The organism is Sporosarcina sp. SAFN-010 (genome assembly GCF_059415065.1).
In genome coordinates, this window is record NZ_JBPFDS010000001.1 from 165040 (window position 1) to 189332 (window position 24293).

General features: G+C 42.4%; 26 protein-coding genes. 5 read left to right on the top strand and 21 right to left on the bottom strand.

The annotated features are described in order from the left end of the window. Positions 1–58 precede the first annotated feature (58 nt). The 15 genes from murD to ACR65F_RS00900 form a co-directional block, all read right to left on the bottom strand. Positions 59–1414: a UDP-N-acetylmuramoyl-L-alanine--D-glutamate ligase gene (murD, locus tag ACR65F_RS00830; RefSeq protein WP_125102010.1), complete on the bottom strand. Its 1356-nt coding sequence runs from the start codon at positions 1412–1414 to the stop codon at positions 59–61. After that, positions 1415–2386: a phospho-N-acetylmuramoyl-pentapeptide-transferase gene (gene mraY / locus ACR65F_RS00835; RefSeq protein ID WP_025785145.1), complete on the bottom strand. Its 972-nt coding sequence runs from the start codon at positions 2384–2386 to the stop codon at positions 1415–1417. Positions 2387–2443: 57 nt separating this feature from the next. Beyond that, the gene (locus tag ACR65F_RS00840) at positions 2444–4339 is read right to left on the bottom strand and encodes a stage V sporulation protein D (protein ID WP_440503202.1); all 1896 of its coding nucleotides are present in this window, start codon (positions 4337–4339) and stop codon (positions 2444–2446) included. Positions 4340–4415: 76 nt separating this feature from the next. Next, on the bottom strand, positions 4416–6578 hold the full coding sequence (locus ACR65F_RS00845) for a penicillin-binding protein (RefSeq protein WP_440502808.1): 2163 nt from the start codon (positions 6576–6578) through the stop codon (positions 4416–4418). Between the two features lie 38 nt (positions 6579–6616). Beyond that, entirely contained in the window at positions 6617–6985 is a 369-nt protein-coding gene (gene ftsL, locus ACR65F_RS00850; protein ID WP_039041854.1) for a cell division protein FtsL, read from the bottom strand. A gap of 17 nt (positions 6986–7002) precedes the next feature. Next, positions 7003–7935, bottom strand: coding sequence for a 16S rRNA (cytosine(1402)-N(4))-methyltransferase RsmH (gene rsmH / locus ACR65F_RS00855; RefSeq protein ID WP_039041853.1), 933 nt, complete (start codon positions 7933–7935; stop codon positions 7003–7005). Positions 7936–7983: 48 nt separating this feature from the next. Then, positions 7984–8415, bottom strand: a complete 432-nt coding sequence (gene mraZ, locus ACR65F_RS00860; RefSeq protein ID WP_125102006.1) for a division/cell wall cluster transcriptional repressor MraZ — start codon at positions 8413–8415, stop codon at positions 7984–7986. A gap of 182 nt (positions 8416–8597) precedes the next feature. After that, complete coding sequence (gene bshC, locus ACR65F_RS00865; protein WP_440502809.1) at positions 8598–10205, bottom strand: bacillithiol biosynthesis cysteine-adding enzyme BshC; 1608 nt, start codon at positions 10203–10205, stop codon at positions 8598–8600. An 87-nt stretch (positions 10206–10292) separates the two neighbouring features. After that, positions 10293–10685, bottom strand: coding sequence for a DUF3397 family protein (locus ACR65F_RS00870; RefSeq protein ID WP_440502810.1), 393 nt, complete (start codon positions 10683–10685; stop codon positions 10293–10295). Further along, complete coding sequence (locus ACR65F_RS00875; RefSeq protein ID WP_440502811.1) at positions 10682–11572, bottom strand: 2-dehydropantoate 2-reductase; 891 nt, start codon at positions 11570–11572, stop codon at positions 10682–10684. Before ACR65F_RS00875 ends, ACR65F_RS00870 begins: the two co-directional genes overlap by 4 nt. A gap of 58 nt (positions 11573–11630) precedes the next feature. After that, complete coding sequence (locus ACR65F_RS00880; protein ID WP_039041848.1) at positions 11631–13184, bottom strand: acyl-CoA carboxylase subunit beta; 1554 nt, start codon at positions 13182–13184, stop codon at positions 11631–11633. Positions 13185–13209: 25 nt separating this feature from the next. Beyond that, a complete protein-coding gene (locus tag ACR65F_RS00885; protein ID WP_039041847.1) occupies positions 13210–13425 on the bottom strand; it encodes a biotin/lipoyl-binding carrier protein in 216 nt (71 codons plus the stop codon). A 133-nt stretch (positions 13426–13558) separates the two neighbouring features. Beyond that, positions 13559–14314, bottom strand: a complete 756-nt coding sequence (locus tag ACR65F_RS00890) for an enoyl-CoA hydratase/isomerase family protein (RefSeq protein WP_440502814.1) — start codon at positions 14312–14314, stop codon at positions 13559–13561. Positions 14315–14419: 105 nt separating this feature from the next. After that, positions 14420–14593, bottom strand: a complete 174-nt coding sequence (rpmF, locus tag ACR65F_RS00895) for a 50S ribosomal protein L32 (RefSeq protein WP_025785164.1) — start codon at positions 14591–14593, stop codon at positions 14420–14422. Between the two features lie 24 nt (positions 14594–14617). After that, positions 14618–15154 (bottom strand): YceD family protein, encoded by a 537-nt coding sequence (locus ACR65F_RS00900; protein WP_039041845.1) that lies wholly within the window; start codon positions 15152–15154, stop codon positions 14618–14620. Between the two features lie 131 nt (positions 15155–15285). Here ACR65F_RS00900 and ACR65F_RS00905 point away from each other — a divergent pair, with 131 nt between their 5' ends. After that, entirely contained in the window at positions 15286–16500 is a 1215-nt protein-coding gene (locus ACR65F_RS00905; protein ID WP_440502816.1) for a nucleotidyltransferase, read from the top strand. A 1-nt stretch (position 16501) separates the two neighbouring features. Here ACR65F_RS00905 and ACR65F_RS00910 read toward each other — a convergent pair whose 3' ends face one another. Further along, complete coding sequence (locus tag ACR65F_RS00910) at positions 16502–17551, bottom strand: SepM family pheromone-processing serine protease (protein ID WP_440503203.1); 1050 nt, start codon at positions 17549–17551, stop codon at positions 16502–16504. Positions 17552–17710: 159 nt separating this feature from the next. Here ACR65F_RS00910 and ACR65F_RS00915 point away from each other — a divergent pair, with 159 nt between their 5' ends. Next, positions 17711–18601 carry a hypothetical protein gene (locus ACR65F_RS00915; protein ID WP_052245735.1) on the top strand — a complete coding sequence of 297 codons (891 nt, stop codon included), beginning with the start codon at positions 17711–17713 and terminating at the stop codon, positions 18599–18601. Between the two features lie 138 nt (positions 18602–18739). Here ACR65F_RS00915 and coaD read toward each other — a convergent pair whose 3' ends face one another. Further along, positions 18740–19219, bottom strand: a complete 480-nt coding sequence (gene coaD, locus ACR65F_RS00920; RefSeq protein ID WP_039041842.1) for a pantetheine-phosphate adenylyltransferase — start codon at positions 19217–19219, stop codon at positions 18740–18742. Positions 19220–19228: 9 nt separating this feature from the next. After that, positions 19229–19777: a 16S rRNA (guanine(966)-N(2))-methyltransferase RsmD gene (gene rsmD, locus ACR65F_RS00925; RefSeq protein ID WP_440502819.1), complete on the bottom strand. Its 549-nt coding sequence runs from the start codon at positions 19775–19777 to the stop codon at positions 19229–19231. 100 nt (positions 19778–19877) lie between these two features. Here rsmD and ACR65F_RS00930 point away from each other — a divergent pair, with 100 nt between their 5' ends. Next, on the top strand, positions 19878–20273 hold the full coding sequence (locus tag ACR65F_RS00930; RefSeq protein WP_039041840.1) for a DUF7147 family protein: 396 nt from the start codon (positions 19878–19880) through the stop codon (positions 20271–20273). 2 nt (positions 20274–20275) lie between these two features. Here ACR65F_RS00930 and ACR65F_RS00935 read toward each other — a convergent pair whose 3' ends face one another. Further along, the gene (locus ACR65F_RS00935) at positions 20276–20548 is read right to left on the bottom strand and encodes a YlbG family protein (RefSeq protein ID WP_025785176.1); all 273 of its coding nucleotides are present in this window, start codon (positions 20546–20548) and stop codon (positions 20276–20278) included. A gap of 128 nt (positions 20549–20676) precedes the next feature. Between ACR65F_RS00935 and ACR65F_RS00940 the strand changes: the two genes are divergently transcribed. After that, complete coding sequence (locus ACR65F_RS00940) at positions 20677–21456, top strand: PI-PLC domain-containing protein (RefSeq protein WP_440502820.1); 780 nt, start codon at positions 20677–20679, stop codon at positions 21454–21456. A 44-nt stretch (positions 21457–21500) separates the two neighbouring features. Here the strand turns inward: ACR65F_RS00940 and ACR65F_RS00945 are convergent, their stop codons facing one another. Beyond that, positions 21501–21944, bottom strand: coding sequence for a YlbF/YmcA family competence regulator (locus ACR65F_RS00945; protein ID WP_125101994.1), 444 nt, complete (start codon positions 21942–21944; stop codon positions 21501–21503). 67 nt (positions 21945–22011) lie between these two features. Next, positions 22012–23436 carry a Mur ligase family protein gene (locus ACR65F_RS00950; protein ID WP_440502822.1) on the bottom strand — a complete coding sequence of 475 codons (1425 nt, stop codon included), beginning with the start codon at positions 23434–23436 and terminating at the stop codon, positions 22012–22014. Between the two features lie 112 nt (positions 23437–23548). Here ACR65F_RS00950 and ACR65F_RS00955 point away from each other — a divergent pair, with 112 nt between their 5' ends. After that, on the top strand, positions 23549–24289 hold the full coding sequence (locus tag ACR65F_RS00955) for an amino acid kinase family protein (RefSeq protein WP_039044118.1): 741 nt from the start codon (positions 23549–23551) through the stop codon (positions 24287–24289). The last annotated feature ends 4 nt before the right edge of the window (positions 24290–24293 follow it).

Consider the following 24293-nt stretch of genomic DNA (forward strand, 5'->3'; position numbering starts at 1 on the left):
AAAGCAGTGGATGCATCCTTTCGCTGTTAGATTTAAAGAATTAACGAATACTGATAGTTCATGCTTTTAGTTTTTGAACAGCTTCGATAAATTCATCGCCTCTTGCTTCAAAGTTAGGATACTGATCCCAGCTCGCACAAGCTGGTGATAGTAGAACTGTGTCTCCTATATCAGAAGCGGCGTAGGCTACCAGTATCGCTTCACGAAGAGTTCCTGACTCATGAACAATTCCTACGCCGCATGACTCAGCGAACTGTAAGAGTCGATCACCCGTTTCACCAATTCCAATAAGCGCTTTGACATTGGTCATATGAGGGCGTAATTCCTCAAACGAATGTCCTCGATCCAAACCGCCAGCTATTAGAATTGTCGGTGTTTCAAATGAAGATAACGCACTTTTGGTTGCCAGCGTATTTGTCGCCTTTGAATCATTATAAAATTTCCGTCCATCATATTCCGTTACAAATTGCATGCGGTGCCTAACACCTGTAAACGAACTGAGTACACTTTCTATCGCACTTCGTTCACAGCCATACAACAACGCGGCAGCAGTAGCAGACAAAATATTTTCTAAGTTGTGCGCTCCAGGTAACGTAATTTTTTTCCTTGAGATAATCGGTTCACCGAGCCAGTATATCGACTCACCGTCTGCTGAAATTCCTTCAGAGCATCTTCCTCTTGTTGTAAAAGGAACCAGAGTGGCTTTTGAGTTTTCTATGAATCGCTTAATTACTGGTTGGTCTGCGTTATATATTAGGAAATCAGTTGCTGTTTGGTTTTTTGTGATTTGAGCTTTCGCTTCAGCATACGCTGTTGCACTACCGTGATAGTCCAAATGCGCCTCGTACAAATTTGTCCAAATTGCGATATGCGGACGGAACTCATCAACGCCCATCAATTGGAACGAAGATGCTTCTAAAACAATGACTTCATCGGCAGTTGCTGTTGAAGCAACTGTGCTGGCTACCGTTCCAATATTACCTGCTATTAGAGGGTGTCTATCCCCGATATTCAACATGTGATAAAGCAGTGTCGTCGTCGTAGTTTTTCCGTTTGAACCTGTAATTCCAATAAACGGTGCTTCGCTAATTAGATAAGCAAGTTCAATCTCTGTCCAAATCGGAATTCCGAGTTGCTCAGCCTGTAAAATAACAGGATTGGTATAAGGAATACCAGGATTTTTAACGATGAAGTCAAATCCAGCATCTAAGATATCTTCTGGATGTCCACCACAAATCACATGGACTCCTTGCACCCGTAACTCTTCAGCAAGTGGGTTTCCATTATCCGGTGCCGAGTCATTTAACGTAACAGATGCCCCGCAAGTTGCAAGCAACGAGGCAGCTGCATGACCACTTTTTGCCAATCCTAGCACGAGTGCTTTTTTCCCTAAAAACTGTGCTGCGTTGTGCATTTACATCACCTCCATAAGTACAGGTACGATTGCAGCAAGAAATGCAATTCCCCAAAAGACAAGAACCACTTTCCATTCAGACCATCCAGAAAGTTCAAAATGATGATGAATCGGACTCATCTTGAATACCCGTTTGCCTGTCGTTTTAAAACTAATCACTTGAATAATCACGGATAATGTTTCAATTACATATACAATCCCGATAATGAGCAACAAGAACTCTTGCTTAATGAGCATTGAAATCATTGCCAGTGCTCCACCAAGTGCTAGTGAGCCCGTATCTCCCATAAACACTCGCGCTGGTTTCATGTTAAACAATAGGAAACCAAGCATGGCTCCAGATACGACAAATGAAAACATTGCGATATCTTGCTGATTATAGGAAACTGCTAGAATTCCGAAAGCAGAAAATGCAATCGATGACGTACCTGAAACAAGGCCATCCAATCCATCTGTAAGATTCACAGCATTTGAAAATCCAACGAGCCAGAAAATCAAGAATACGACATAAAAGATTCCCATATCGATTTCAAATCCTGTAAAGGGAATCGAGATCACTGTATCAAAAGGTCCTAATTTCAATAGGAAAAATGCAAATATCGCAATAATGATTTGACCAATCAGTTTTTGTAGTGATGTCAGACCAAGATTTCGTTTCATTACCACGATGATGAAGTCATCTATAAACCCGATGACTCCAAATCCTACCAATACAAGCAATAGAACAATTGTCTGCGTAGTGAGTACGCCATTTATGTAAGACAAAATAGGCGTTGCGATAAGAATCGCGACAAGAAAAATCAGACCGCCCATTGTAGGTGTCCCTGCTTTTTTCAAATGGGCTTGAGGACCTTCTTCACGAATGCTTTGACCGAATTTCATCCGTCTTAGCAGTGGAATGATCGCATAACCCAGTAGAGCTGTAAGCCCAAATGTTACGGCAATAGCCGTGATTGTTGTGACGAGCGTCATGTCTAGTTCTCCTTCTGTGTTCCCAAACAAGTTGTTGGTTCAGTCATGTTTGCACAATTACTCTGTATAAACGTGAATTACATCTCCTTCATTCACTTCTGTTCCTGGTACAGGTAACTGCTTATTAACTTTCTTACCATTTCCATGCCATTCAATTTTAAGCGTATATTGCTGTTTTGCAACTTCGTCTTTAGTCAATCCTCGAAGATCTGGAATTTGCTGCGTAATGGGATCGCCCCAACGATATTCTTTTTCCAACTGATCTTTTTGTGGTTTGACACCTGCCAACGGCGCAATTTCTTCAATGATTCTTCCGACAATCGGAGCTGCAATGACTCCTCCGAACTGAACTGAGTTTTTAGGATTATCAATTGCTACATAGACGACTAATTCAGGATCATTTGAAGGTGCAACCCCAATGAATGAGACAATGTAGTCTCCTTCTTTATACTTTCCATCTTGAACTTTTTGCGCAGTCCCCGTTTTCCCACCGACTCTAATTTCATCGACAAACGCATTACGTCCTGAACCATTGGCAACAACAGATTCCAATGCTCTTCTAACTTCAGCAGAAGTCTCTTCACTAATAACACGGCGCTTCATTTCAGGTACGTACGATTGAGATGCTTTTCCATCAGGCCCAATAATTTCCTTGACGATATATGGTTTGTACAGCAATCCACCGTTAACCGCTGCTGCTACAGCCTGCACTTGTTGAATTGGAGTTACCGCTATACCTTGACCAAAAGAAGTGGTTGCTTGCTCAACAGGTCCAAACGCATCTTTAGCAAATAAAATTCCTTTTGCTTCACCTGCAATACCCGATTCTGTCGAATCTCCAAATCCAAAATCACGAATATAAGAAGAAAGTTTCTCTTCTCCTAGACGTCGTCCAATTTCAATGAAGCCCGGGTTACATGAGTTTTCAACGACTTCCAGAAATGATTGATGGCCATGACCTTCCCGCTTCCAGCAACGCAAGCGAGCTCCACCTACCATAGTATACCCTGGATCATTGAAGGTTTCATGGTCTAAGTCAATAACTTTTTCTTCCAGTCCTGCCGCTAATGTCATAATCTTAAATGTGGAACCCGGTTCAAACGTCATCCAAACCGGTAAGTTTCGGTTGTAAATATTAGGATCAGCTTCCTGATAGTTTGCTGGATCGAATGTTGGTGCAGACGCTAAAGACAGAAGCTCCCCTGTTTTAGGATTCATCACAATCGCAAGTGCTTGAGTGGCATCATACTTTTCCATTGCCTGTGACAGTTCTCTTTCAACAATTTTTTGTATCTCTGCATCAATTGTCAAAACTACTGATGAGCCCTCTTTTCCGTCCTTGAAGTCATCATCTACATGGGGGAGTGGCACTCCTCTTGCATCAGTATACATTCGAATTCTGTCCCCTGTTCCGTTCAGAAATTCGTTGTATGCATATTCAATACCAGCAAGACCTTGACCATCATAACCTGTAAATCCTAGAAGACGTGAAAGTAGTTCGCCATTTGGATAGCTGCGCATGAAATCTACACCAGTGTAGAGACCAGGGATTTTCAACGCAGAAATCTCATCAGCTTGAGCTTTCGCAATGTTTTTTCCTTCTGGTGCCAATTTAACCATATAATCTTTTTTACTCATTTTCTCGGCTAACTTCGCCTGATCGACTTGGAGGATGGGAGCAAGTTTCGCTGCCGCATCTTCAGGATCGGGGTTTTGAGCAGGCATGAAGTAAAGCGTAGGGGCAAGTTGGTTCCCGACAATCAATTTGCCATTTCGATCCACAATCTCTCCTCTCACCCCGCCAAAAGGAATTTCTCGATCCCAGTTTGCTTGCGCGCGCTCTTTTAGCCATTCATGTTTAATGATTTGTGCATGAAATAATTTCCCGACAGTTGCTCCCAGTAGGAGTAAAAAAATAACAAACACGGCTCGCAGTCTCTTTTTAGACCGCATTCCGATTATTTCTTTCAAAGAGCTTCACACCTCTCGTTTTATTGCTAATTTATGAGAGTGTATGCTCAGCTATTCATCAACCACCAATAATTTCAGGTTCTTCTTCTGATTCGGGCTTCGATTGGTTAAGTTCTTCGGGTTCTTCTAGTGTAATTACGATTGGGTCATCTCCGGACACGGATGCACCTTTCGATAGGCTTTGTTTCACAACGAATCCTTCCCCATTAAAGCGTATATCTAGACCCGAGAAGTTCTTGAACACTAATACTTGTTTCTTGGACCATCCTGTAAAGTCAGGAAGCATAGTTTCCCCAGAAGTTTTGAGAAGCACAAGTGAGCCTTTAGTTAACTTAGTGTTGACGGCAGGAGACTGCTGAACGACTTTACCTGGTTTTCCGACAACGACTGGTTTTAATCCTAATTCTGTCAAACTCGCCGTTACTTCTTCTGATGATTTACCTGTATAATCTTTCAGTTCCAACGACTTATCAGGTTGTTCAGCATCAGGAGCAATATTTAAATACTTCAAGCTACTTTCCATGATAGATGTGAAAATTTCTGAAGTCGGGTCTGATCCATATTGACCCGCTTTCAATTTAGGCTTTTGAACGAGTACATACGTTAATAACTGTGGATCATCTACTGGAGCCATTCCAAGGAATGAATACAGGTAATTACCATCCCCTGCAATATATCCTCCACCTGATGATTTTGGAATTTGTGCAGTACCTGTTTTCCCACCTGCATCATATCCCTCTAAAGCGAACTTTTTACCAGTTCCATGTTCAGAAGTAATAACAGAAGCTAGAATTTCACGCACTTGTTTAGCGGTTTGTTCACTAATTGGGCTCTTTTTCTCCGTAGGTTCATGTTTCTCGACGACCTTGTCTGTATTGGGATCAATAATTTGGTCAATCACATAAGGGGTCATCATCTTTCCATTATTCGCGATGGCTGTTGCTGCCTGTACCATCTGAATCGGAGTAACAGTTGAACCTTGTCCGTATGAAGTTGTGAGTCTCTCACTTGGATAGTTAGCTAACAGAATACCAGGTGCCTCATTCGGCAAATCGATTCCGACTTTCTTCCCAAATCCGAATTCCTCAAAGTATTCAATAAGTGTCTGATCTCCCAATTTCTCAAGCAAGTATGCCATCGATACGTTGGACGAACGTTGGAATCCTTCAAGAAATGTAATCATCCCCCACCCGACTTTATTTACATCGCGAATGGTTTTATCATAAATTTCATATTGTCCTGATTTATAGTAAGCATTGGGATCCCATTTGTTTTCTTCGATGGCTGCTGCAAGTGTAAACATTTTCATCGTCGATCCTGGTTCAAATGTTTCCTCAACAGCTTCATTAAGCCAATTCTCGGTCAATCCTTCGCGTGTTCCGGGATGGAAAGATGGACGTTGACTCATTGATAGAATTTCGCCGGTTTTCGGATTCACAACGACAGCAAGCATTTTTTCAGGATGGTATTTCTCCTCAGCCCGATTGAGCGCATCTTCTGTGAAATTCTCGATCGTTTTGTCTAGTGTGAGCTGTATAGTCTGGCCATCTTGTGGGGCTTCAATATTTTTTTTCGTATCTCGCAACTGAATTCCCCAGCGATCTGTTTTGAAGTCCGCTTTTCCGTCAATTCCGGTCAGTTGTTTGTTGTATGTTTTTTCGAGTCCCATCTTCCCAATAGTTTCGACAGTTTTGTCTTCCGTTTCTTCTGGCATCGCAAAGCCTACCAAATAAGAAGCAAAATTGCCATTCGGATAAAGTCGTTTTTTGTCCTCGAAGAAACGGATACCTGGTAAATTCTCTTTTTTGATAGCATTAGCAGCCTCATTTGATATGGAGCGGCCAGCCTTGCCGAATTCCACTTGATATGCTTTTTCTGGAGCATCTTCAAATCGTTTCAGGATAGCATCCTTGTCCATATCAATATACTTACTTAGCACTTCTGCAGTATGTTCAAAATCAGTTACATGTTGCGGTTTTTTAGAACCTTTACTTGCATCCTTACTAAGAACGGCAACCAACCGATAACTCAGCGTATCCGTCGCTATAACTTCCCCCGCTCGGTCAACAATCTGTCCTCGGTTTGCTTTTAACACACTTTCTTTTAAGTATTTCTGATCTGCCATTGCCGCAAGGGGACGCCCATCGATTTGTCCGGTAATTTGGATTACAAGCATTCTTCCGAACAAAAGGAAAAAGAGCCCTCCAAATAACAACAGCATTAGAAAGGCTCCACCTTGAAATCGAAATTTCTTTTTATTCATCGTCCAGGCACGACCTTTACGTTACTTTCATTCAGATTCAAGCCAAGTTCTTTTGCTTTCTCCCAAATACGTTCGTACGTCGATTTCTCGCTTACTTGATTGGACAATTCAATATTCTGTTTTGATGTTTCCTCAATTTCATTTGAAAGGTAGTGCATATCTTTATTTGTATCATTGATTTGCGCCTGTGTATGAAGCACCATCGTTGAAAACATCACAACAGCCGCAATGAACACAACAGCTAGAAATTTTTCACCCGGCGATAAAAACTTCCGGGTTTTCGGAGCAGGTATCGATGCAGGACTCGCTTGAGTTTCCTGTTCCGGTATGTAGTTCGGTTGGATTTTACGTTGCTCTAGAGCCATTCATCCTCATCCCCTTTTCATTTTCTTTCAGCTATTCTAAGCTTTGCAGATCTTGCTCGTTTGTTCGCTTCTATTTCCTCTTCACTTGGCAAAATAGGTTTACGGGTAATCAGCTTCAATTTAACGTCAAGACCTTCTGGTATCACAGGCAAGTTGGGTGGAAGTTCCGGTAGAGAGGAAGCTTCTTTGAAAATCGTCTTGCACAATCGATCTTCCAACGAGTGAAACGTGATGACACTGATGCGCCCTTTAGGGTTGAGGAGTTCAATAGCATCTGTCAGCGATGTTTCTGCCGCACCTAATTCATCATTGACTGCAATTCGAATAGCTTGAAACACTCGTTTTGCAGGGTGGCCACCTGTTCTTCTTGCAGCTGCAGGAATTCCAGTTTTAATAAGCTCTGCAAGTTCCGCAGTCGTTTGAATCGGCTTTTCAGCTCGTGCTTCCTCGATTTTACGGGCAATACTTTTCGAGAATTTCTCTTCTCCGTAGCGGAAGAAAATACGAAGTAAGTCTTGATAACTCCATTCATTCACTACTTCAAAAGCAGTCAAAGCAGCTGTGGTATCCATCCTCATGTCCAATGGTGCATCATGATTGTAACTAAATCCTCGTTCAGGTGTATCCAATTGCGGTGAAGAAACACCAAGATCATACAAAATTCCATCAACAGATTCTATATCAATTCTTTGGAGTTCCTCTTTTAGCTGACTGAAATTAGCGTGAATGAACGTCACTCTATCCAAATACTCGGATAACGTATCTTTCGCCGCTTCGATAGCAGTCATATCTTGGTCAAAACAAATAAGTCTTCCTTTACCTGATAAACGCTTTGCAATCTCCGTACTATGTCCCGCACCGCCAAGTGTGCAGTCCACATAGATTCCTTCAGGTTGTATGGAAAGGCCTTCTACAGCTTCGTGAAGTAAAACAGTTGTATGATCGAACACTGGTACCGCCTGCTTTCTAAAATTAACGTCAAAATTCAAACTAACTCATCAAAAGTCAAAGTCCATAATATTCTCTGCGATATCGTTAAAGGATTCCTCGGACTCCTCGTAATAAGTCTGCCAATTTTCTTCAGACCATATTTCAAATCTTCCGGAAACACCAATAACCATGCAATCTTTAGAGATTTTGGCATAGCCAAGTAGTGAAGATGGAATATTTACACGTCCTTGCTTGTCCAGTTCAACTTCAGTTGCACCAGAAAAGAAAAATCGCGTGAATGCTCGGGCGTCTTTCTTGGTCACGGGCAGCGCTTTCAATTTCTCTTCGAGCTTTTTCCATTCATGCATTGGATAACCAAAGAGGCAATTGTCCAGGCCACGAGTCAACACAAATCCATCCGCAAGATCTTCCCTGAATTTTGAAGGGATTATCAAACGGCCTTTTGTATCGATAGTATGCTGATATTCGCCCATGAACATACCCTTCACCCCACTATATAAATTTAATGTACCACATCCCCCCACTTTCCTCCACCAATTTCCCATATTGCAATGAAAATGTATCAATAGTACTTCATTTATTGAGTTTGTTACATTTATTACAAAGAAAAGCACCCCTATATGCACAGTTGCTCTGCATAAGAGATGCTCTAACAAATCAATTATAAGTAGATAACAACATGTTGACCATTAATCGGTAACGAGGCATTCAGTAAATCGTCGATTAACTTAGGTCCATACACATTTAAATATGGGTATGGAGTATACGTACGTTCCTGAAGATTTCTTTCGGGATACAAGTCCCCTTCTATCAGACTGTAGTTCCGGATTGCCGCCGCGTATTTCCTAAGCAAGGCATCTTCCGCTTTATCTTGAAGATAGTTAAGCTGACGTAAATGATAAGCAAGATTTTTTTCAGCAAGATTCGCCAAGTCCTTATCAGAGATGTGCTGCTCCATTTTGTTGTATTGTTCCTGAATGACGTCCCCAGTTTCTTGTAGTAACCGTTCGAGTTCAACGTCTCGTTGCTCGTCTAGAAAATCTGCTCTTCTGCTAATGACTGCTCCAGCCATCACTTCAGCAACTGTCAGTTTTGACTTTTCCAATGCGTGCAAGGTTTGTTGAGTAACTAACGTCATGGATATTCTAGGTACGAGTATAGGCATCTTCATGTCTAAATGATTAAAAGCATCTTTCAACAGCGACCAATAAGCAATTTCACCAGGTCCTCCGACAAATGCAAGAACAGGGAATACCATATCTTGCATTAAAGGTCTCGTCGCAACGTTATTGCTTAGTAGCCATGGAGTTTGTTCAGCGATTTCAAGCATTTCTGCAGTTGTAAACTGAATACCTGCTGATTCATTGATAAACAAATCACCATTTCTACTCAATAAGACTCTGCCTGTTTCGTGAATAAAAAACAAATGAGCCGCATCTTTTGATGATTGAATAGGTGTTCCAAAGCCTTGTTCTTCAAACAGTCGCTCCTTACCTGCAATCATTTCAGCAATTGTTTCAGACTCTTTAATGAGTTTTTTGAAATAGTCGGATTCGAGCTTACGCAACGACTTTTCTGCTGAGTCTATGAACAACAGTCCGTGTTTTTGGAATAGGCCATTCATCAATCGAACAAAGAAACCGGTAAATGTATGTTCTTGTTCTGCTGATTGAAGCACTTCTTCCAATAATTCCTTAGTATATGCGGTTTCTTCGAAATCCCGGAAAACTTGACGTATGTAGCTAGTCATTTGTACAGCATCATACTCAGTATCTGATGCCATTGTCTTTAAGACAAATCTTTCCGGATATTGCTGTTTCAACGGTCTGCCATCTTGTTCTGAAAAGACATGATTGATCTCTTCTAAATCATGGTCCTCTCCGGCTACCCAAAATACAGGTATGACGGGAACATCCAACTCTTTCCGTTGTTGTGCCGCAAGTAAAATAACAGTAATCGCTTTATGGATGGAATAGAGAGGTCCCGTCAAGAGTCCAGCTTGCTGTCCCCCAACGATAACAACTCCATTATTTGAGAGTTCTTTTAAATGCGCAGAAGCGGCATCCGAAATTCCGAAAGGCTCCATATAGGAGCGGATTGTACTCGCAAGCTCCTGTCGTTGAAACAGGCGACTGTTCAATTCAGCTAGTCGCTGTGGGTAACTTTCATCGCTAAGTGGATAATCATAGAATGTTTTGTTGAACTGCGCGTCTTGTCCATACGCCTCCATAACGGCGCTTTTATGTACGTTTTGTGATGCAATTTCCATCGTTCAAGCCCCTTTTTTCACCATCTATTTATGGATTGAGTATATCACTCCACTGTCATTGTTAAAAAACATACGCTTGCTGATCAGCTAACCCCTTATAAATTCAGCAACCGTTTGTACGACACCTAACAACAACAAGACGATGTAGAGCAATGACAGTATAAGAAACAGCATTCTCCAAAGATTGCGGAACATATACTTCATTCGGAACTCTTTACTACGAATTCTCTCTGCAATCGCAAAACCAATCCCTACGATAAGCACCCCTACAATTAGCAAGACACCGGCTTGTATCCCTGTGATCATTCTAAGTAACACGCTCACAGATAGGAACAAAAAAGGTACTGTTACATCTGCCGCAATTCGAAATGACCTTACGGAAGAATAACCACTCACTTTTACAATTACAAACAATACCATTGTCAAAAAATATGGCACAATGATGATGAGTGACAACAAAAACTGTAACATCTCTTTCATGTGTCTTCTTTCCTTTCATCAATTGCTTTCAGCAATGTTTCAAACAATTTAAGCGTTGGCATTTTTTCTTCGTGTCCTTCGAGAACTGCACTAATAATCGTGTCGATTTCCATTGGTACCTTATTTCTTTTATCAACAAACATAGAAGAGCGGTTATCTGCAGTACTTCTGCACACTTCTTCTACATCTGAAAAAGACAGTTTCTTTGCTATCTCTGGATATTCAGCTGCAAGTTCTCCATAGATTACTTGCATAAGATGATGAGCGGAATTATTAGTAAGTAATTCACCATTTTTCAACTCTAAAATAGCCGTCAACGGGTTAATGCAGCAATTCACTAACACCTTTCGTAGCAACATCTGATATGCATCCTCTTCGTGCAGAATAGGAAATGAAGGTGAATCTGCTTCAAATAGCGGAAAAGATAATTTCTGACCGCCTTTAATAGGAGCTATACTCATTACTCCGACACCGTTATGGATCACAGTTCTGTCATCCCTTTTCCCTGCGCCATGTGTCAACGATGCAGCTGATACAGATGGAATGGATGTTGAGAGTCCAAGTTCATAATGACGAAGTCCGTTTTGGATGAACATTAGATGTTCAGGATGTACATTGTTCTCCAGCTTTTCCACTACATTATGAAGATCAATCGACTTCAAAGCAAGAATCCACATGGCTTTACGAGGGGCACGTGTCAAATCCGAAAATGCAGCAACTTGAAAAGTTCTTTCTCGGTCATTTTGTATTCTTGTCACACCATATTCGCGAAGTTCAATAGCTTGGTCTTCACGTCTAGTTAAAAACGACACCGACATCCCCGCTTCAGCCAAGTAAGAACCAATTAAGAGCCCCATCGCTCCTGCTCCTGCAATGACAACTTCCATTCTATCCCCCCTTTCACAAGAAAAGTCCGCCCTTTAGGCGGACAGAAACTCTTATCAATTAAACTGGATAAACCGGGTGCTTCCGTGGAGGCTGCGGAATACTCTTCGTACTATACAGCTCAAAACGTGCAGTAAGGACTGATCGCAAATCAGAAGGTTTCACGATTTCATCGATAATCATTTCAGAAGCTAATCGATAAATATCAATCTCTTCTTTGTATTCCTGCTGTTTTTCCTGTACATACGCGCGGCGCTCTTTCGGATCTTCAATTGCTTCAATTTTGTTCGAATAGACAGCATTCACGGCCGCTTCTGGTCCCATCACCGCGATTTGTGCAGTTGGTAATGCGATACATACATCCGGTTCAAACGCAGGACCCGCCATCGCGTAAAGTCCAGCGCCGTATGCTTTTCGAACAACAACTGAAATTTTCGGTACAGTTGCAGAACTCATCGCCATTATTAGTTTGGCTCCATGACGTATGATCCCCTCTTTCTCCACTTTTGTCCCGATCATGAACCCCGGGACATCTGCTAGAAATAGCAGAGGAATTGAAAAGGCATCACATAAGTTGATGAATTTCGCACCTTTGTCCGCAGAGTCCACGAACAACACGCCACCCTTTGCCTTTGGTTGGTTTGCGATAATCCCTACAGACTTGCCGTTAATACGCGCGAGTCCTGTAATCAATTCAGCCGCAAACTTCTTTTTCACTTCAAAGAAACTACCCTCGTCAATTAACACATCCAACGCTTCATACATATCGAACGGTGCGTTCTGGTTTTCAGGAATGATTTCTTCCAATGTTCGGCCAACTTTCGCTGCCACCGCGTCCGCTACAGGTGCAGACTCCGTAAAGTTCGCAGGGAAGAACGCAAGATACCGTTTTGCTTCAGCAATCGCTTCCTCTTCGTCTTCCGCCAGTACATCTCCACATCCACTGACTGAACAATGCATTTCCGCACCGCCCATTTCTTCTAATGACACTTTCTGACCAATGACCTTTTCTGCCATTCTCGGAGAACCTAAATACATCGATGCATTCCCCTTGACCATGATGACAAGATCGCAAAAAGCTGGTATGTACGCACCTCCAGCAGCTGACGGTCCGAACAGAACGCAAATTTGCGGGATAAACCCTGACAGTCTCACTTGGTTATGGAAAATTCGACCTGCGCCTCTCCGATTCGGAAACATATCCAGCTGATCCGTAATACGAGCGCCTGCAGAATCGACTAAATACAGCATTGGTACACGATGCATTTCAGCCGTTTCTTGGATTCTAATAATCTTCTCTACTGTACGAGAACCCCATGAGCCAGCTTTAATCGTTGAATCGTTTGCCATGACACAAACTGTTTGGCCACCGACTTTCCCCATAGCGGTGACGACACCATCCGCTGGCAAGTCTCCAGCTTCACAATTCGCGAAACGTCCATCTTCTGTATACTCACCATCGTCAAACAGTAACTCAAGACGCTTGCGTACAAATAACTTTCCTTGTTGTGCAGATTTTTCATGATATTTAGGTTGTCCGCCAGCAAAGATTTTCTCGAGTTGTTGTTCAAGCTTATGATTATACCCCTTTTGTTCTTCTGTGTGGTTTGTCATGTGAACTCCCCCTTAACTAATTCGCTTATCCTTCAAACGTCAGAATTAGGTCTCCTTCGTCAACAAAATCCTCTTCTTTTACAGCTATCGATGCTACTTTCCCATCCATTTCAGCCTCTACTGGAATTTCCATCTTCATCGATTCGAGGATTACAACGACATCCCCTTTTTTCACTTCTTGCCCTACTTCAACCTCAATTGTGAATACTGTTCCTGTCATTGTAGAAAGTACTTGTGTCATATTGTGTTCCTCCTCAACTTTGTTTGCTGCAGATAGATGATTTTCATTTATCTATTTACTAGTTTATCTGAACAATGAAACCGTTTTCAACTATTCGTTTATCTTTTGAATATTCAATCTATTGAAGAAGTGTTTACCGGCTACGAAATTGATGAACAGCCGCATGATGCGCTTCAGATTCCCAGAGAATTGAACACTGCTTGCACTCTTCAATCATTCTATTTTTCAAATCTGACCGTTCCCATTTACGGATTGCAATCGCTTTATAAGCACGCATCACTGAAGAATGGATATGTTCGAATTTCGAAGTGAATCGGTCAAGTGCAACTTGTTTGTCGCCTGTATACAATTCCGTTATCCATCCCCGTTCAGCTAAGTCTTCAGCTGTATGGACACGCGCTTCAGTTAATAGTTGAAGGATAGCACTATGCCCCGGTTCTTTTTCATATAGCAACGATGCGCCACCCCAGCCAGTTGTAATCGCAAGCGTCCCTTGGATGAATCCTGCTTTAGCACCTGATTTCATCAATCTATAATCACAAGCCGATGCAATTTCACAACCACCACCGACTGCTGTACCATCCATCAGTGCAATGACCGGGATTGGTAACGTTGCAAGTCTGTATAACAACTCTGTCATTCGAGAAAGCATAGGAAGTGCTTGTGCAGACGTTTCTAACGAATGGAACTCTCCGAGATCTCCTCCCGAACAAAAAGCTTTTCCACCTTCAGACGTGACGACACCCCATTTTATATCATCATCTTTTTCAACCAAGTCAATGAATTGTTCAAGACCATCCATCACTTCCTGATTTACGGCATTGCGAACTTCAGGGCGCGTTATTGTAAACGTGACAATTCCCTGATCAGATGTAATGTTAACTGACATGCTGATGCCTCCTAATTATATGTATAAAAAAAGACTACCGTGAGCCATGGTCTCACGGTAGTCTTAAGATAGCAAATGCTATCCGGGAGTTGCGGCAGAATCTAATTATTCGCCTACAACAACTTTCCCTTTGTATTGACCGCAAGACTTACAGATGCGGTGTGCCAATTTCATTTCACCACAGTTTTCACAAGTTGTCATACCTGGAACTTGTAACTTGTAATGTGTACGGCGCATGTTCTTTTTGGTTTTAGATGTTCTTCTCTTTGGTACTGCCATTAGAGGGCACCTCCTTTATTTCGACTAGTCGTTATCGGATTCAAAAAATCTTGCTAAGCCTGCAAGTCTAGGATCCGTTTTCTTATCCTGTTCTTCTGTCAATTGTAGATTGTACTCTTCGTCAGTCGCATACGACCAACCCGTGCCGGAGGCTTCCGTCATGGTTTCCGCATCATCACAGTAGACCTGTAATGGTATTTCCAAAAGAATGAGTTCTTCAAAGATTGGCATTGGATCGACTACATCTCCCGTAATCGGGTGGATTTCATCGTCTTGTGCTAACACGTCTTCATCCCAGCTGTATTGCTCGTCCGACTCAATAGAGAACGGAAAATGAACATCTTCCCATGTGCGAGCACATGGTAATGTCAACGAACCTTCCAAATGGAAATGAAACGATATCTTTTTCGAACCAACTGTACAACTTCCTTTTAACTGAACAGGTGAAATTGCCCGGATTTCCGGGTTTCTTTCCCTTACAGATCCAAGATCAACCACTTCGTCAAGCGGCATTGCTGCTCCCTGCCTGAACTTACGCAATTGATGAATTGACCATTTCATGCCTATCACCTCAAGACAACACTTTTGATTATATAGCGGATAAAAAAAGATGTCAAGATATTTTCTTGTCACTTGAACGCTTAGTTCATTATACTAAACGAATAGAATTCTTCAAACAGGAGTGATTTTCCATGAAAGCTGTTGGCATTGTTGTAGAATATAATCCTTTTCACAACGGACACTTGCACCACGCAATCTCTGCGAAAGCTCAAACCGAATCAGATTTAGTTATCGCAGTAATGAGTGGAAACTTTCTGCAGCGTGGTGAACCTGCACTAATCGACAAATGGACACGTACAAAAATGGCCATTGACAATGGAGTCGACCTAGTTTTCGAATTACCTTACGAACGTGCAACCTCAAACGCACCTTCGTTTGCATCCGGTGCTATCCAACTTTTAGATGCTGCTGGGTGCTCCAGTTATTGTTTCGGAAGTGAAAACGGTTCAATCGCCCCCTTTATTGAAACGCTGAACCGAATAGAATCGGTTCAAACTCAGTATGACGACACTATCCGGGATGCAGTTCAAGAAGGCATAAGCTATCCAAAAGCATTGAACAGAGCCTACTCAACACTCATTCGTTCTACTAATACCGAACATGAGACTGTGGATTTATCGCTACCTAATAACATTTTAGGTTTTCACTATATGGAATCAGCTAGAAAAATGGGGTCTGCAATGGTTCCCACAACCCTCCCACGACTTGGTGCCGGATATCATGATGATGTTACGCATGACACGGCAATTGCAAGTGCAACAGGTATCCGAAAAGCGTTTTTCGAAAGCAAGAGCACAGAGAACATTCAGCAGTTTGTACCCCATTCAGTTGTTCAATCACTCAACGATTGGCTTGTGCAGCGCGGACGTTTTGGTAGCTGGGATAGCTTTTATCCACTTCTTCGATTCCAAATCCTGCGTGAAGGTCCCCTGTGGCTTGCAACCATTGCAGATGTTTCAGAAGGACTTGAAAACCTTTTGTACAAAGCAGCAAAAAAAGCTGATACGTTTCAGCAATTCATGGCAATCGTAAAATCGAAGCGATACACCTGGACACGGATCCAACGCATGCTTACTCATATCTTCACAGGTTTCACATACAATGATCGAGAATCCATGCAGAATCCAGATCACTTGCGACTCCTAGGAATGACATCCACCGGCCAATCCTATTTGAAAGAAATGAAAGAGGAGATGAAACTGCCTGTAGTTAGCCGCCTAGCCAATTCCGAAAGTGCGTCTGCTATCTTCTCTGCGACTATTTCGGATTTGTACGCTTTTGGCATTGATTCAACCCAGCCACAGCTCGGGCTTGACTATAGGATCCCTCCGATCCGGAAAGACTAACTCATTTTTTCGGTTCTAACTTCTCTAGATAGCTCAATGCATCATCCACGGTTTTAACGGGTACGATTTTCATTTTCGTACCTATTTTTTTTGCGGTTTCTGCGGCTTCTTCATAATTGGTCTTAATGCCTGGGTTCGCAGCTTTCACTTCTTCAGGTAAATCGTCATCTGGAGCGAAGAAGATTTCCATCCCATCACGATCAGCTGCCATGACTTTAAAGTCTATCCCACCGATTCGCCCAATAGTTCCACCTGGCATCATTTCACCGGTTCCCGCAATGGTATATCCTTTTGAGATATCTCCCAATTTTAATTGGTTAATAATTTCCAAAGTAAACATTAATCCCGCAGAAGGACCTCCGATTTCAGATGTATTGAAATTCACTTTCGGAATCGTTTTCAGTGAGCGATCTTCTAAAAATTGAATCCCTAGTCCTACTTTTCCTTTTGCTTCCGGAATTTCTTTTAATGTAATGTCTGTTTGGAATTTTTTCTTGTCTCGCTCTGCTTCAACTTGAATTGTGTCTCCTTTACGCTGATCTGCAATATAAGTAGCGAACTGATCAGGCTCAATCAGCGGCTTTCCGTCTACTCCAACAACTCGATCACCCGCTTTTAGTTTTCCGTCTGATGCACTCCCCTCTACGACGTGTTGAATGTAAATGCCAGCAAAATCAATGTCCACCGGTTTCCCGGCCTTTTCAAAGGCAACTGTAATAGCGTTGAATTGTGAATCACTCATCAACCGCAACTGCCGCACATTGTATTCCTGATCACTCTCGCCATGGCGTCTTACTTTGTTCGCTGGAAGTAACTGCATTTTGTCTGAAACCTTAGACCAAAAATAGGTTGCAGGTGTTGCTTTCCCAACAGAAATTGTCATGAGACTAAACGTTCCTGAATCGTCTTCGTCGCCGTCTTCCACTTTGACGAGTGGTGATAATTCATAGGCGCCACCAGGTTGGGATATGTAACTGTCAAGTGGATAGAGCATGAACAATGCAATCAAAATTGTAAGCATTGCGGTTATGCCAATTCGTTTAAATGTAATTTTCCTGCACCTCCATTAATAGCCTGTACCTATTTTACATATGGTTAAGTGTACCATCCGAAAAAAGAGCGGCACAATGTTTTTTGTTTGAGCTTCTCACACATTAGAGAAAGGAGCCGCAAGCGTGCAAACAAAGCTACCTATACTTGCAAGAGAAGCATGATTAACGTCATTATGATTTGGGCGCTCATCGCCTTATTCATTTTACAACCAGGGATTGCACATGACGGCGCAGAGACAGGCGTGAAATTATTTGTGCAGGCATTGCTCCCCTATTTACTGCCTTACATTATTCTAACCCAATGGCTCTTAAAATTACCCGTTTCCAAAAATTCTTCTCCTCCTTGGATGCGCTACTTGAAAGCGTACACTCTGGGCTCATTTGGTGGATTTCCAGTCGGGGCGGTTACAGTAAGTGAAATGAAACGAAACGGGCAGCTTTCAGCTTACGAAAGCAGCCTTCTACTAGCAGCTTGTCATGCACCTGGTCCAATGTTCATTGTGGGATATGTGGGGCTCGAATTGTTTGGAAATTCGATGTCAGGATGGAAACTACTCATTGCAATACACGTGGCTAACATTCTGTTTTTCCTATTCGTTCTTTTGTTAATGGCATCACGAAATTCTCAACTCGAGATGCCAAAAAATGTTCCCACCTCAGCTCCAAGTTCAGCGCCTCTATTGGATGCCTTTAAAGAAAGCTCATCCATTATCATTTTAGTTGCAACAACTGTCGTGTTCTTTTCTTCTCTCGGCAACGTACTGACCACTGTTATACAAGCCGCTGCATCAGTGGAGATGGGGATTGTGAAAACAGTTGTCCTTTCGTTCTTCGAAATGACATCTGGCGTGCAATCCGCTACGCAGCATTTTTATAATTCCCCCATCTTTCCGTATTTAATTGCCGCCATTCTCTCGATCAATGGCTTAAGTATTCACATGCAAGTATTCGTTATTGCGCGCTCTGCCGAACTGTCACTCAAACCTTATGTAATTGGTCGTATCTGGAGTGTCCTAGCAGTCCCAGTGATTCTTTATATACTTCTTTGACTTAATGCTTTTGCGATCCAGTGTTAAATTCACTTCAGATCCAATCAACGCAGTTAACCTATAATTAAAAGCAAATTCACAAAATGAGCTAAACAAAAACAATGGGTACGGCAACTGCCATACCCATTGTTCGCTCTGCTATGTATACACTTTCTTTAATGCCCGATTGACTGTCTCCGGAACCAATGCCGAGACATCTCCGCCATACTTCGCCACTTCCTTCACAATACTCGAACTGAGGAAAGAGTACTGATTCTTTGTCATAACAAAGAATGTCTCAATGTCCTCATCCAAAAAGCGGTTCATCGATGTAATTTGCATTTCATACTCAAAATCAGATACCGCACGTAATCCTCTAACAATCGCAATCGCCTTAATACTTTTAGCATAGTCAATTAGCAAACCTGAAGAGGAGTCAATCTTCACAGACGGATACTCTGCTGTCGCCTGTGCAATTAGCTGTTGGCGTTCCTCAACCGTGAAAAGCGGATTTTTAGATGAATTATTCATGACCACAACGTGAACTTCATCGAAAATTTTTACCGCCCGCTTAATAATATCAAGATGACCATTCGTCAGCGGATCAAAACTTCCTGGCACCACTGCCACTCTAGACATGATAGACCCTCATTTCTTGTAAATAGTGATTGCACTTCCGCCATACACTGTAGTCCCTACTGTTGCAAACGCACCATATGAAGTTGGAAGAGTGAGTTGTTTTTCGTGTTCACAAACAATAATTGCATGATTTGACAACAAATTCTGTTCTACAAACTGTAAAGCAAGATTGTAAAATTCTTCTTTTGCATAGGGTGGATCTAAAAATAATAAATCAGCTTGAACGTCTGCTTTAGCAAAAATACTAGCTGCCGATCTGGCATCCCCTCGAACTATGTGAAGTTCCTCCTGAAACTTACATTTCTCAGCATTCGCTTTAATAATCGCACATGCTTTAGGATTCTTCTCAAAAATCCAAGCGCTGTCCGATCCACGCGAGAGCGCTTCCAAAGTAAGCGAGCCACTTCCACCGAATAACTCGACTGCAATGCCTCCGTTGAAAAAAGGACCAATTTTACTAAACAACGCTTCTTTTACTTTGTCAGATGTCGGTCTTGTATCCGTTCCTGTAATCGATTTTAAAGGGATTCCCCTTCTCGTTCCAGCGATCACTCTCATTTTGTAACTCCCTTATTTATCCCTTACGTACCAATCTGCAAAGAATCCTTTAGCATGCTATGATGGAAAAGATTCTTTTTGAAAGGTGTGTGCATCACAAATGCGACAACAACGATTCATCGAACTAGGTGAAGGGTACTCGGATATTTTTGAATTGTGCGAACTAATTACTACAAACTCAAACAGACTTGAAAGAACCTTCCTATTCAAAACTACCACAAAAGATGGCAAACCTTCCATTTCTTTAGCAGCTTCTTTCTCTCCTGCTGGTGAAGGTGGATTTTACCCGATCTATATTTGCCGGGAAGGAATCCCATCAAAAGAAGGAAGTGTTTCTAAACGACAACTCATGTTTGAAGAAGCCGCTGCAACTGTCGGCAGCAAGCCGATTCCAGTAGAACTTAAACATTCCTCTGAGTTTCCAGAAACAAAGTTGTTCTACCAATACGTAACTGGAGTTTTACGGCTCAATCACTTATTACCGCCACTCGACTAACCTTATAGACCTGTTTTGTAATCGTATTCCTTGGCTTTGTCAGGACGTACATTCTCGTATTCCGTGCTCACAAACGGTCGATAGGAAGGAATTGCTTTCTTTACCGACGAGAGCTTCTCGACTTTACGAATGACGTCCTCGACGTCGTCTTGACTGCAATAGAGGACAACGTACTTCATGCGTCGTGATATATAGTGAACGTGTCCGTATTTACGGAACGATTTCGCCTGTTTCAGATGATGGAGATAAATGATAACTCCTTGACGATCAACCAATAGTATCCCTCTTTTCTTCCCCTTACAATACCATAGGTTTGAAAAAAGCCGCAACCAGACTTTACTGACAGTTCGTCCGATTTGTTTTATAATGAACGTAACAGTTTCAAAACAAGGAGGAATTTGACATGGGAAGAAAAACAAAAGTTGCCCTTTCCGTCGGTGCAGCGGGCGCAGCAGCCTGGGCCGCTTCAAAAGCAATCATCCGTCCAAACGCGAGACCAGGGAAAAAAGCGCTTCACTTTGAAGGACCTATTGTTATTCAACAATTAACTGACATCACCAATAGTGAGCAACAAGCTGCTGACGCTGCTTCCCTAGGAGTTCACGGATTTGCTATGGATGTAAAACTAACAGCCAATGAAGAAATCGTTCTTGTAAACAATGAGCATCCAGAATCCCCCCATTGCTCACTTAAAGATATGCTCGCCCTTTACCCACATCTTCTTTTCATCATTCGTATCGCTGATTCCCCAGATACCTATGAAGGGAGTCTGATGCCTTCTAAGTTATGGAAACTGCTTGAAGAATGTGAAGCTCAAGAACAAGTCGCTGTCATCAGTCAATATGATGAACAAGTGGATCGTTTCAACTTGTACACACAACATATGGCCGCTGTAGGAGCAGGCGTGGCCGAACAGAAGCAAGCATATGCAGCATATACTAGTCGTTTCGGTCATCTATATCGTCCTCGGACTGACCTTTTCGTTTTAGCGGGCAAGATTGGTCCATTTCAGCCCGCAAGTGAGGGATTCATCCAATTTCTAAACAAACTGAACATCACTGTATATGTGGAAAATTACGAGACCGATGACGTCATTAAGTTGGCGCAATCAGGCATTTCAGGATTTATCACGAATTCTTCTGAGGCCACAATGGCGCAATTAGATACGTTACTTGAACAGTAAAAAGCGGATGGCTGATTAGCCATCCGCTTTTTACTGTTCTATCCTTAAGCAGAGCACGAGCAACCTCCACCGGTACCACAACTGCCTCCGCATGATGATTCGGTTACAAACGTATTGTCACTTGGCAATTTTACGGATTCTGATACAGAATGTGCAATAGCTGCACTAATTTCATCCAACATATATTGGACGTCATTCTCCGCAAGTCGCAAAGCTGCAACTTTTTCATTCATATCTAATGCTCGTTTATCAAGTCGTATCGATTTCATAACTCTATTATAATCCGGATGGTATCTTCCGAAGCGCTGCACCTCTTCATAACGGTCTTTCATCTCAGAAAAGTCACGGATTTGCTTGACTAAATCCGGATCACTGTAAACCGCTTGATGAGCGGCGCGGTATTCGAAAAGTACGTCGGATGTCAAAATCATCTCGGCCAATTCGTCTGTCTGTTCGATGATGGCAAGCCATTCGTCGGTCATCATCATAAGTGAATTCCCTCCATTCCTCCCCATTATACCAAATAGAGGGAGCAAACGCATCACTTGTTCATTCCTAAAGTGTTTCCAACTGATGAAGGGCTGTCATCGCTTCTGCGAAATCAGACATCATAATTTCCTTACCAGCAATGTATTGCGAAGTTTCATGACCTTTTCCAGCAATAAGCACAATATCATTTGGCTCACTTGCAGCGATTGCTTGGTGGATTGCACGTTTTCTATCCATTACCACTTGGATTAATGAAGGATTTTCTGTTCCTGCTAAAATATTTTGCACAATCTCCAATGGATGCTCACTTCGAGGATTATCAGATGTGAGTACTATGGTGTCACAACAATTTTCAGCGATTTTACCCATGATAGGTCTCTTCTCTTTGTCTCGGTCTCCCCCACAACCGAATACACAAATGAGTTTTTTTGGTTCCAAACTTGCTACTGCTTGCAAGGCAGCAGATAGCGCATCCGGGGTATGTGCATAATCGATGAACACCCGCCTCCCTTCATGCTCCACAAGTTGCATACGACCTTCAGGTAATTTTAAGAGACGAAAAGATGAAAAAATCTCCCTCTCTGGAAACCCTAATAACTTCACAACAGATGCTGCTGCCATCGCATTTAACCGATTATGCTCTCCCGGGGGCAACGATCCGATTAACTCTTCTGAGGGCATATACCCCCCTGCGACATTTCTTCCAAACAAGTGTGTTGGTAACTCGACATCTCTAACAATTTCCATACACTCACTGTCTTCACAATTTACGACGAGTTGTTCAGACAACGAACACAGCTTTTTTTTCGCCGCGATATAATTCCCACGTCCCCCATGCTCTTCAAAATGATCTGTTCCGATATTCAAAAAGACACCTATGGATACTCGACAATGAGCGAGCCTTTCCTTTTCTAATCCGAGGGAAGAAGCTTCTAGTGCAACATGAGTAACACCTAGATCTCTGCATTTCCTTAACAATGGATGTAAGTATTCTGCAGTAGGCGTTGTAAGAGGGGGGATCTCTTCATCCATCTTTTCCCCATCTATATAACAACCAGTTGTTCCAAGTACAGCCGTCTTAATACCAAATTGTGCGAGCAACTGGCCGATGAAATGGGTCACAGTAGTTTTTCCATTTGTACCTGTGACTGCAATTATCGTCAAATCATCTGCAGGAACTCCAGACAATTGTGCACTACTATAAGATAGGAATTGCTTACAGTCTGGTACTGTCACAACGGCTACGCCTCGCTGATTCCATTCGGAAAACTTACTTTCCGATACCGACCGGTCGATGACAATCGCTGCGACTCCTTTCTCAAGTGCTTCTTCAATCGACTCAATGCCATCATGTTTAGCTCCTTTTCTAGCGACGAACAAACAATTCTTCTTAATACGTTTCGGATGCTCTGTAACTGACTCAATTGTGACGTCCCTCCAGTTCCCACGGATCGTACACGGCCAATCTTTTAATAATTCGATCAGATGCAAATCAGCTTCTCCTTCCCGAACGTTTTTACTCTCAGGGAATATAGTAAGAGTGAACCTACCACAGAGTATGAAATGTTTCGGGTAAATGTCACGAAGAAAGTTGGGAGAAGAGATGATCATCCAAAAGTTTGGTGGCGCAGCGATGAAAGATCGTGCTATGCGCCGTTTATGTATTGATCGAATACAGGAAGGTCTAAATTTAAATGACAAGGTCATCGTTGTCGTGTCTGCGATTGGGCGACAAGAAAGCCCGTATTCAACAGACAGACTCCTGAGCATTACACCGTCCTTAAAGTCCTCTACAGCTCCCTGGGACCTAGCTGCTGCGTGCGGGGAGCTGCTAGCATCTGCTGTCTTAAGCGCAGAATTAGAGGAAGCAGGTACTCCTAACAGGATTATGCACAGTGTGAACTCAGGCATAAGAACCATTGGCTCCTTTGGTAACGCAACAATCGAGACAATCGAGACAAGCTATATCGAACAAACCTTTCAGGATCATAATTGTTTAATCATCCCTGGATTTCAAGGGATGAATGCAGCTGGAGATTATATGACATTAGGTCGAGGAGGCAGTGATTTGACTGCAATTGCTCTTGGTAGCAGTCTGGATGCCAGCCATGTCGAGTTTTTCAAGGATGTCCCAGGTGTCATGTCGGCAGACCCTCATATCTATCCAGATGCTAAAAAATTCGATTCGCTGACAATCGATGAATTCCTTCCCCTATTAGACTGCGCGAGACCGATTATTCAAAAACGAGCAGCACTTCATGCAAAAAAAACAGCAATCCCTCTCTGCGTAAGAGGAATCGCTGTGGCTGAAGAGGGTACTTGGATAGTTCCCCACTCATCTTAAAAAC

Excerpts from the sequence above, each read along its gene's own strand:
- ACR65F_RS00885 (WP_039041847.1), bottom strand. The coding sequence starts at position 13,425 with ATGACACAAGTACTTTCTACAATGACAGGAACAGTATTCACAATTGAG.
- ACR65F_RS00945 (WP_125101994.1), bottom strand. The coding sequence starts at position 21,944 with ATGATGATGACCGACGAATGGCTTGCCATCATCGAACAGACAGACGAA.
- ftsL (WP_039041854.1), bottom strand. The coding sequence starts at position 6,985 with ATGGCTCTAGAGCAACGTAAAATCCAACCGAACTACATACCGGAACAG.
- ACR65F_RS00900 (WP_039041845.1), bottom strand. The coding sequence starts at position 15,154 with ATGAAATGGTCAATTCATCAATTGCGTAAGTTCAGGCAGGGAGCAGCA.
- ACR65F_RS00955 (WP_039044118.1), top strand. The coding sequence starts at position 23,549 with ATGATCATCCAAAAGTTTGGTGGCGCAGCGATGAAAGATCGTGCTATG.
- rpmF (WP_025785164.1), bottom strand. The coding sequence starts at position 14,593 with ATGGCAGTACCAAAGAGAAGAACATCTAAAACCAAAAAGAACATGCGC.
- ACR65F_RS00875 (WP_440502811.1), bottom strand. The coding sequence starts at position 11,572 with ATGGAAGTTGTCATTGCAGGAGCAGGAGCGATGGGGCTCTTAATTGGT.
- ACR65F_RS00905 (WP_440502816.1), top strand. The coding sequence starts at position 15,286 with ATGAAAGCTGTTGGCATTGTTGTAGAATATAATCCTTTTCACAACGGA.
- ACR65F_RS00845 (WP_440502808.1), bottom strand. The coding sequence starts at position 6,578 with ATGCTGTTGTTATTTGGAGGGCTCTTTTTCCTTTTGTTCGGAAGAATG.
- bshC (WP_440502809.1), bottom strand. The coding sequence starts at position 10,205 with ATGGAAATTGCATCACAAAACGTACATAAAAGCGCCGTTATGGAGGCG.
- ACR65F_RS00870 (WP_440502810.1), bottom strand. The coding sequence starts at position 10,685 with ATGAAAGAGATGTTACAGTTTTTGTTGTCACTCATCATCATTGTGCCA.
- coaD (WP_039041842.1), bottom strand. The coding sequence starts at position 19,219 with ATGTCTAGAGTGGCAGTGGTGCCAGGAAGTTTTGATCCGCTGACGAAT.
- ACR65F_RS00915 (WP_052245735.1), top strand. The coding sequence starts at position 17,711 with ATGATTAACGTCATTATGATTTGGGCGCTCATCGCCTTATTCATTTTA.
- ACR65F_RS00890 (WP_440502814.1), bottom strand. The coding sequence starts at position 14,314 with ATGTCAGTTAACATTACATCTGATCAGGGAATTGTCACGTTTACAATA.
- murD (WP_125102010.1), bottom strand. The coding sequence starts at position 1,414 with ATGCACAACGCAGCACAGTTTTTAGGGAAAAAAGCACTCGTGCTAGGA.
- mraY (WP_025785145.1), bottom strand. The coding sequence starts at position 2,386 with ATGACGCTCGTCACAACAATCACGGCTATTGCCGTAACATTTGGGCTT.
- ACR65F_RS00840 (WP_440503202.1), bottom strand. The coding sequence starts at position 4,339 with ATGCGGTCTAAAAAGAGACTGCGAGCCGTGTTTGTTATTTTTTTACTC.
- ACR65F_RS00930 (WP_039041840.1), top strand. The coding sequence starts at position 19,878 with ATGCGACAACAACGATTCATCGAACTAGGTGAAGGGTACTCGGATATT.
- rsmD (WP_440502819.1), bottom strand. The coding sequence starts at position 19,777 with ATGAGAGTGATCGCTGGAACGAGAAGGGGAATCCCTTTAAAATCGATT.
- ACR65F_RS00880 (WP_039041848.1), bottom strand. The coding sequence starts at position 13,184 with ATGACAAACCACACAGAAGAACAAAAGGGGTATAATCATAAGCTTGAA.
- ACR65F_RS00940 (WP_440502820.1), top strand. The coding sequence starts at position 20,677 with ATGGGAAGAAAAACAAAAGTTGCCCTTTCCGTCGGTGCAGCGGGCGCA.
- mraZ (WP_125102006.1), bottom strand. The coding sequence starts at position 8,415 with ATGTTCATGGGCGAATATCAGCATACTATCGATACAAAAGGCCGTTTG.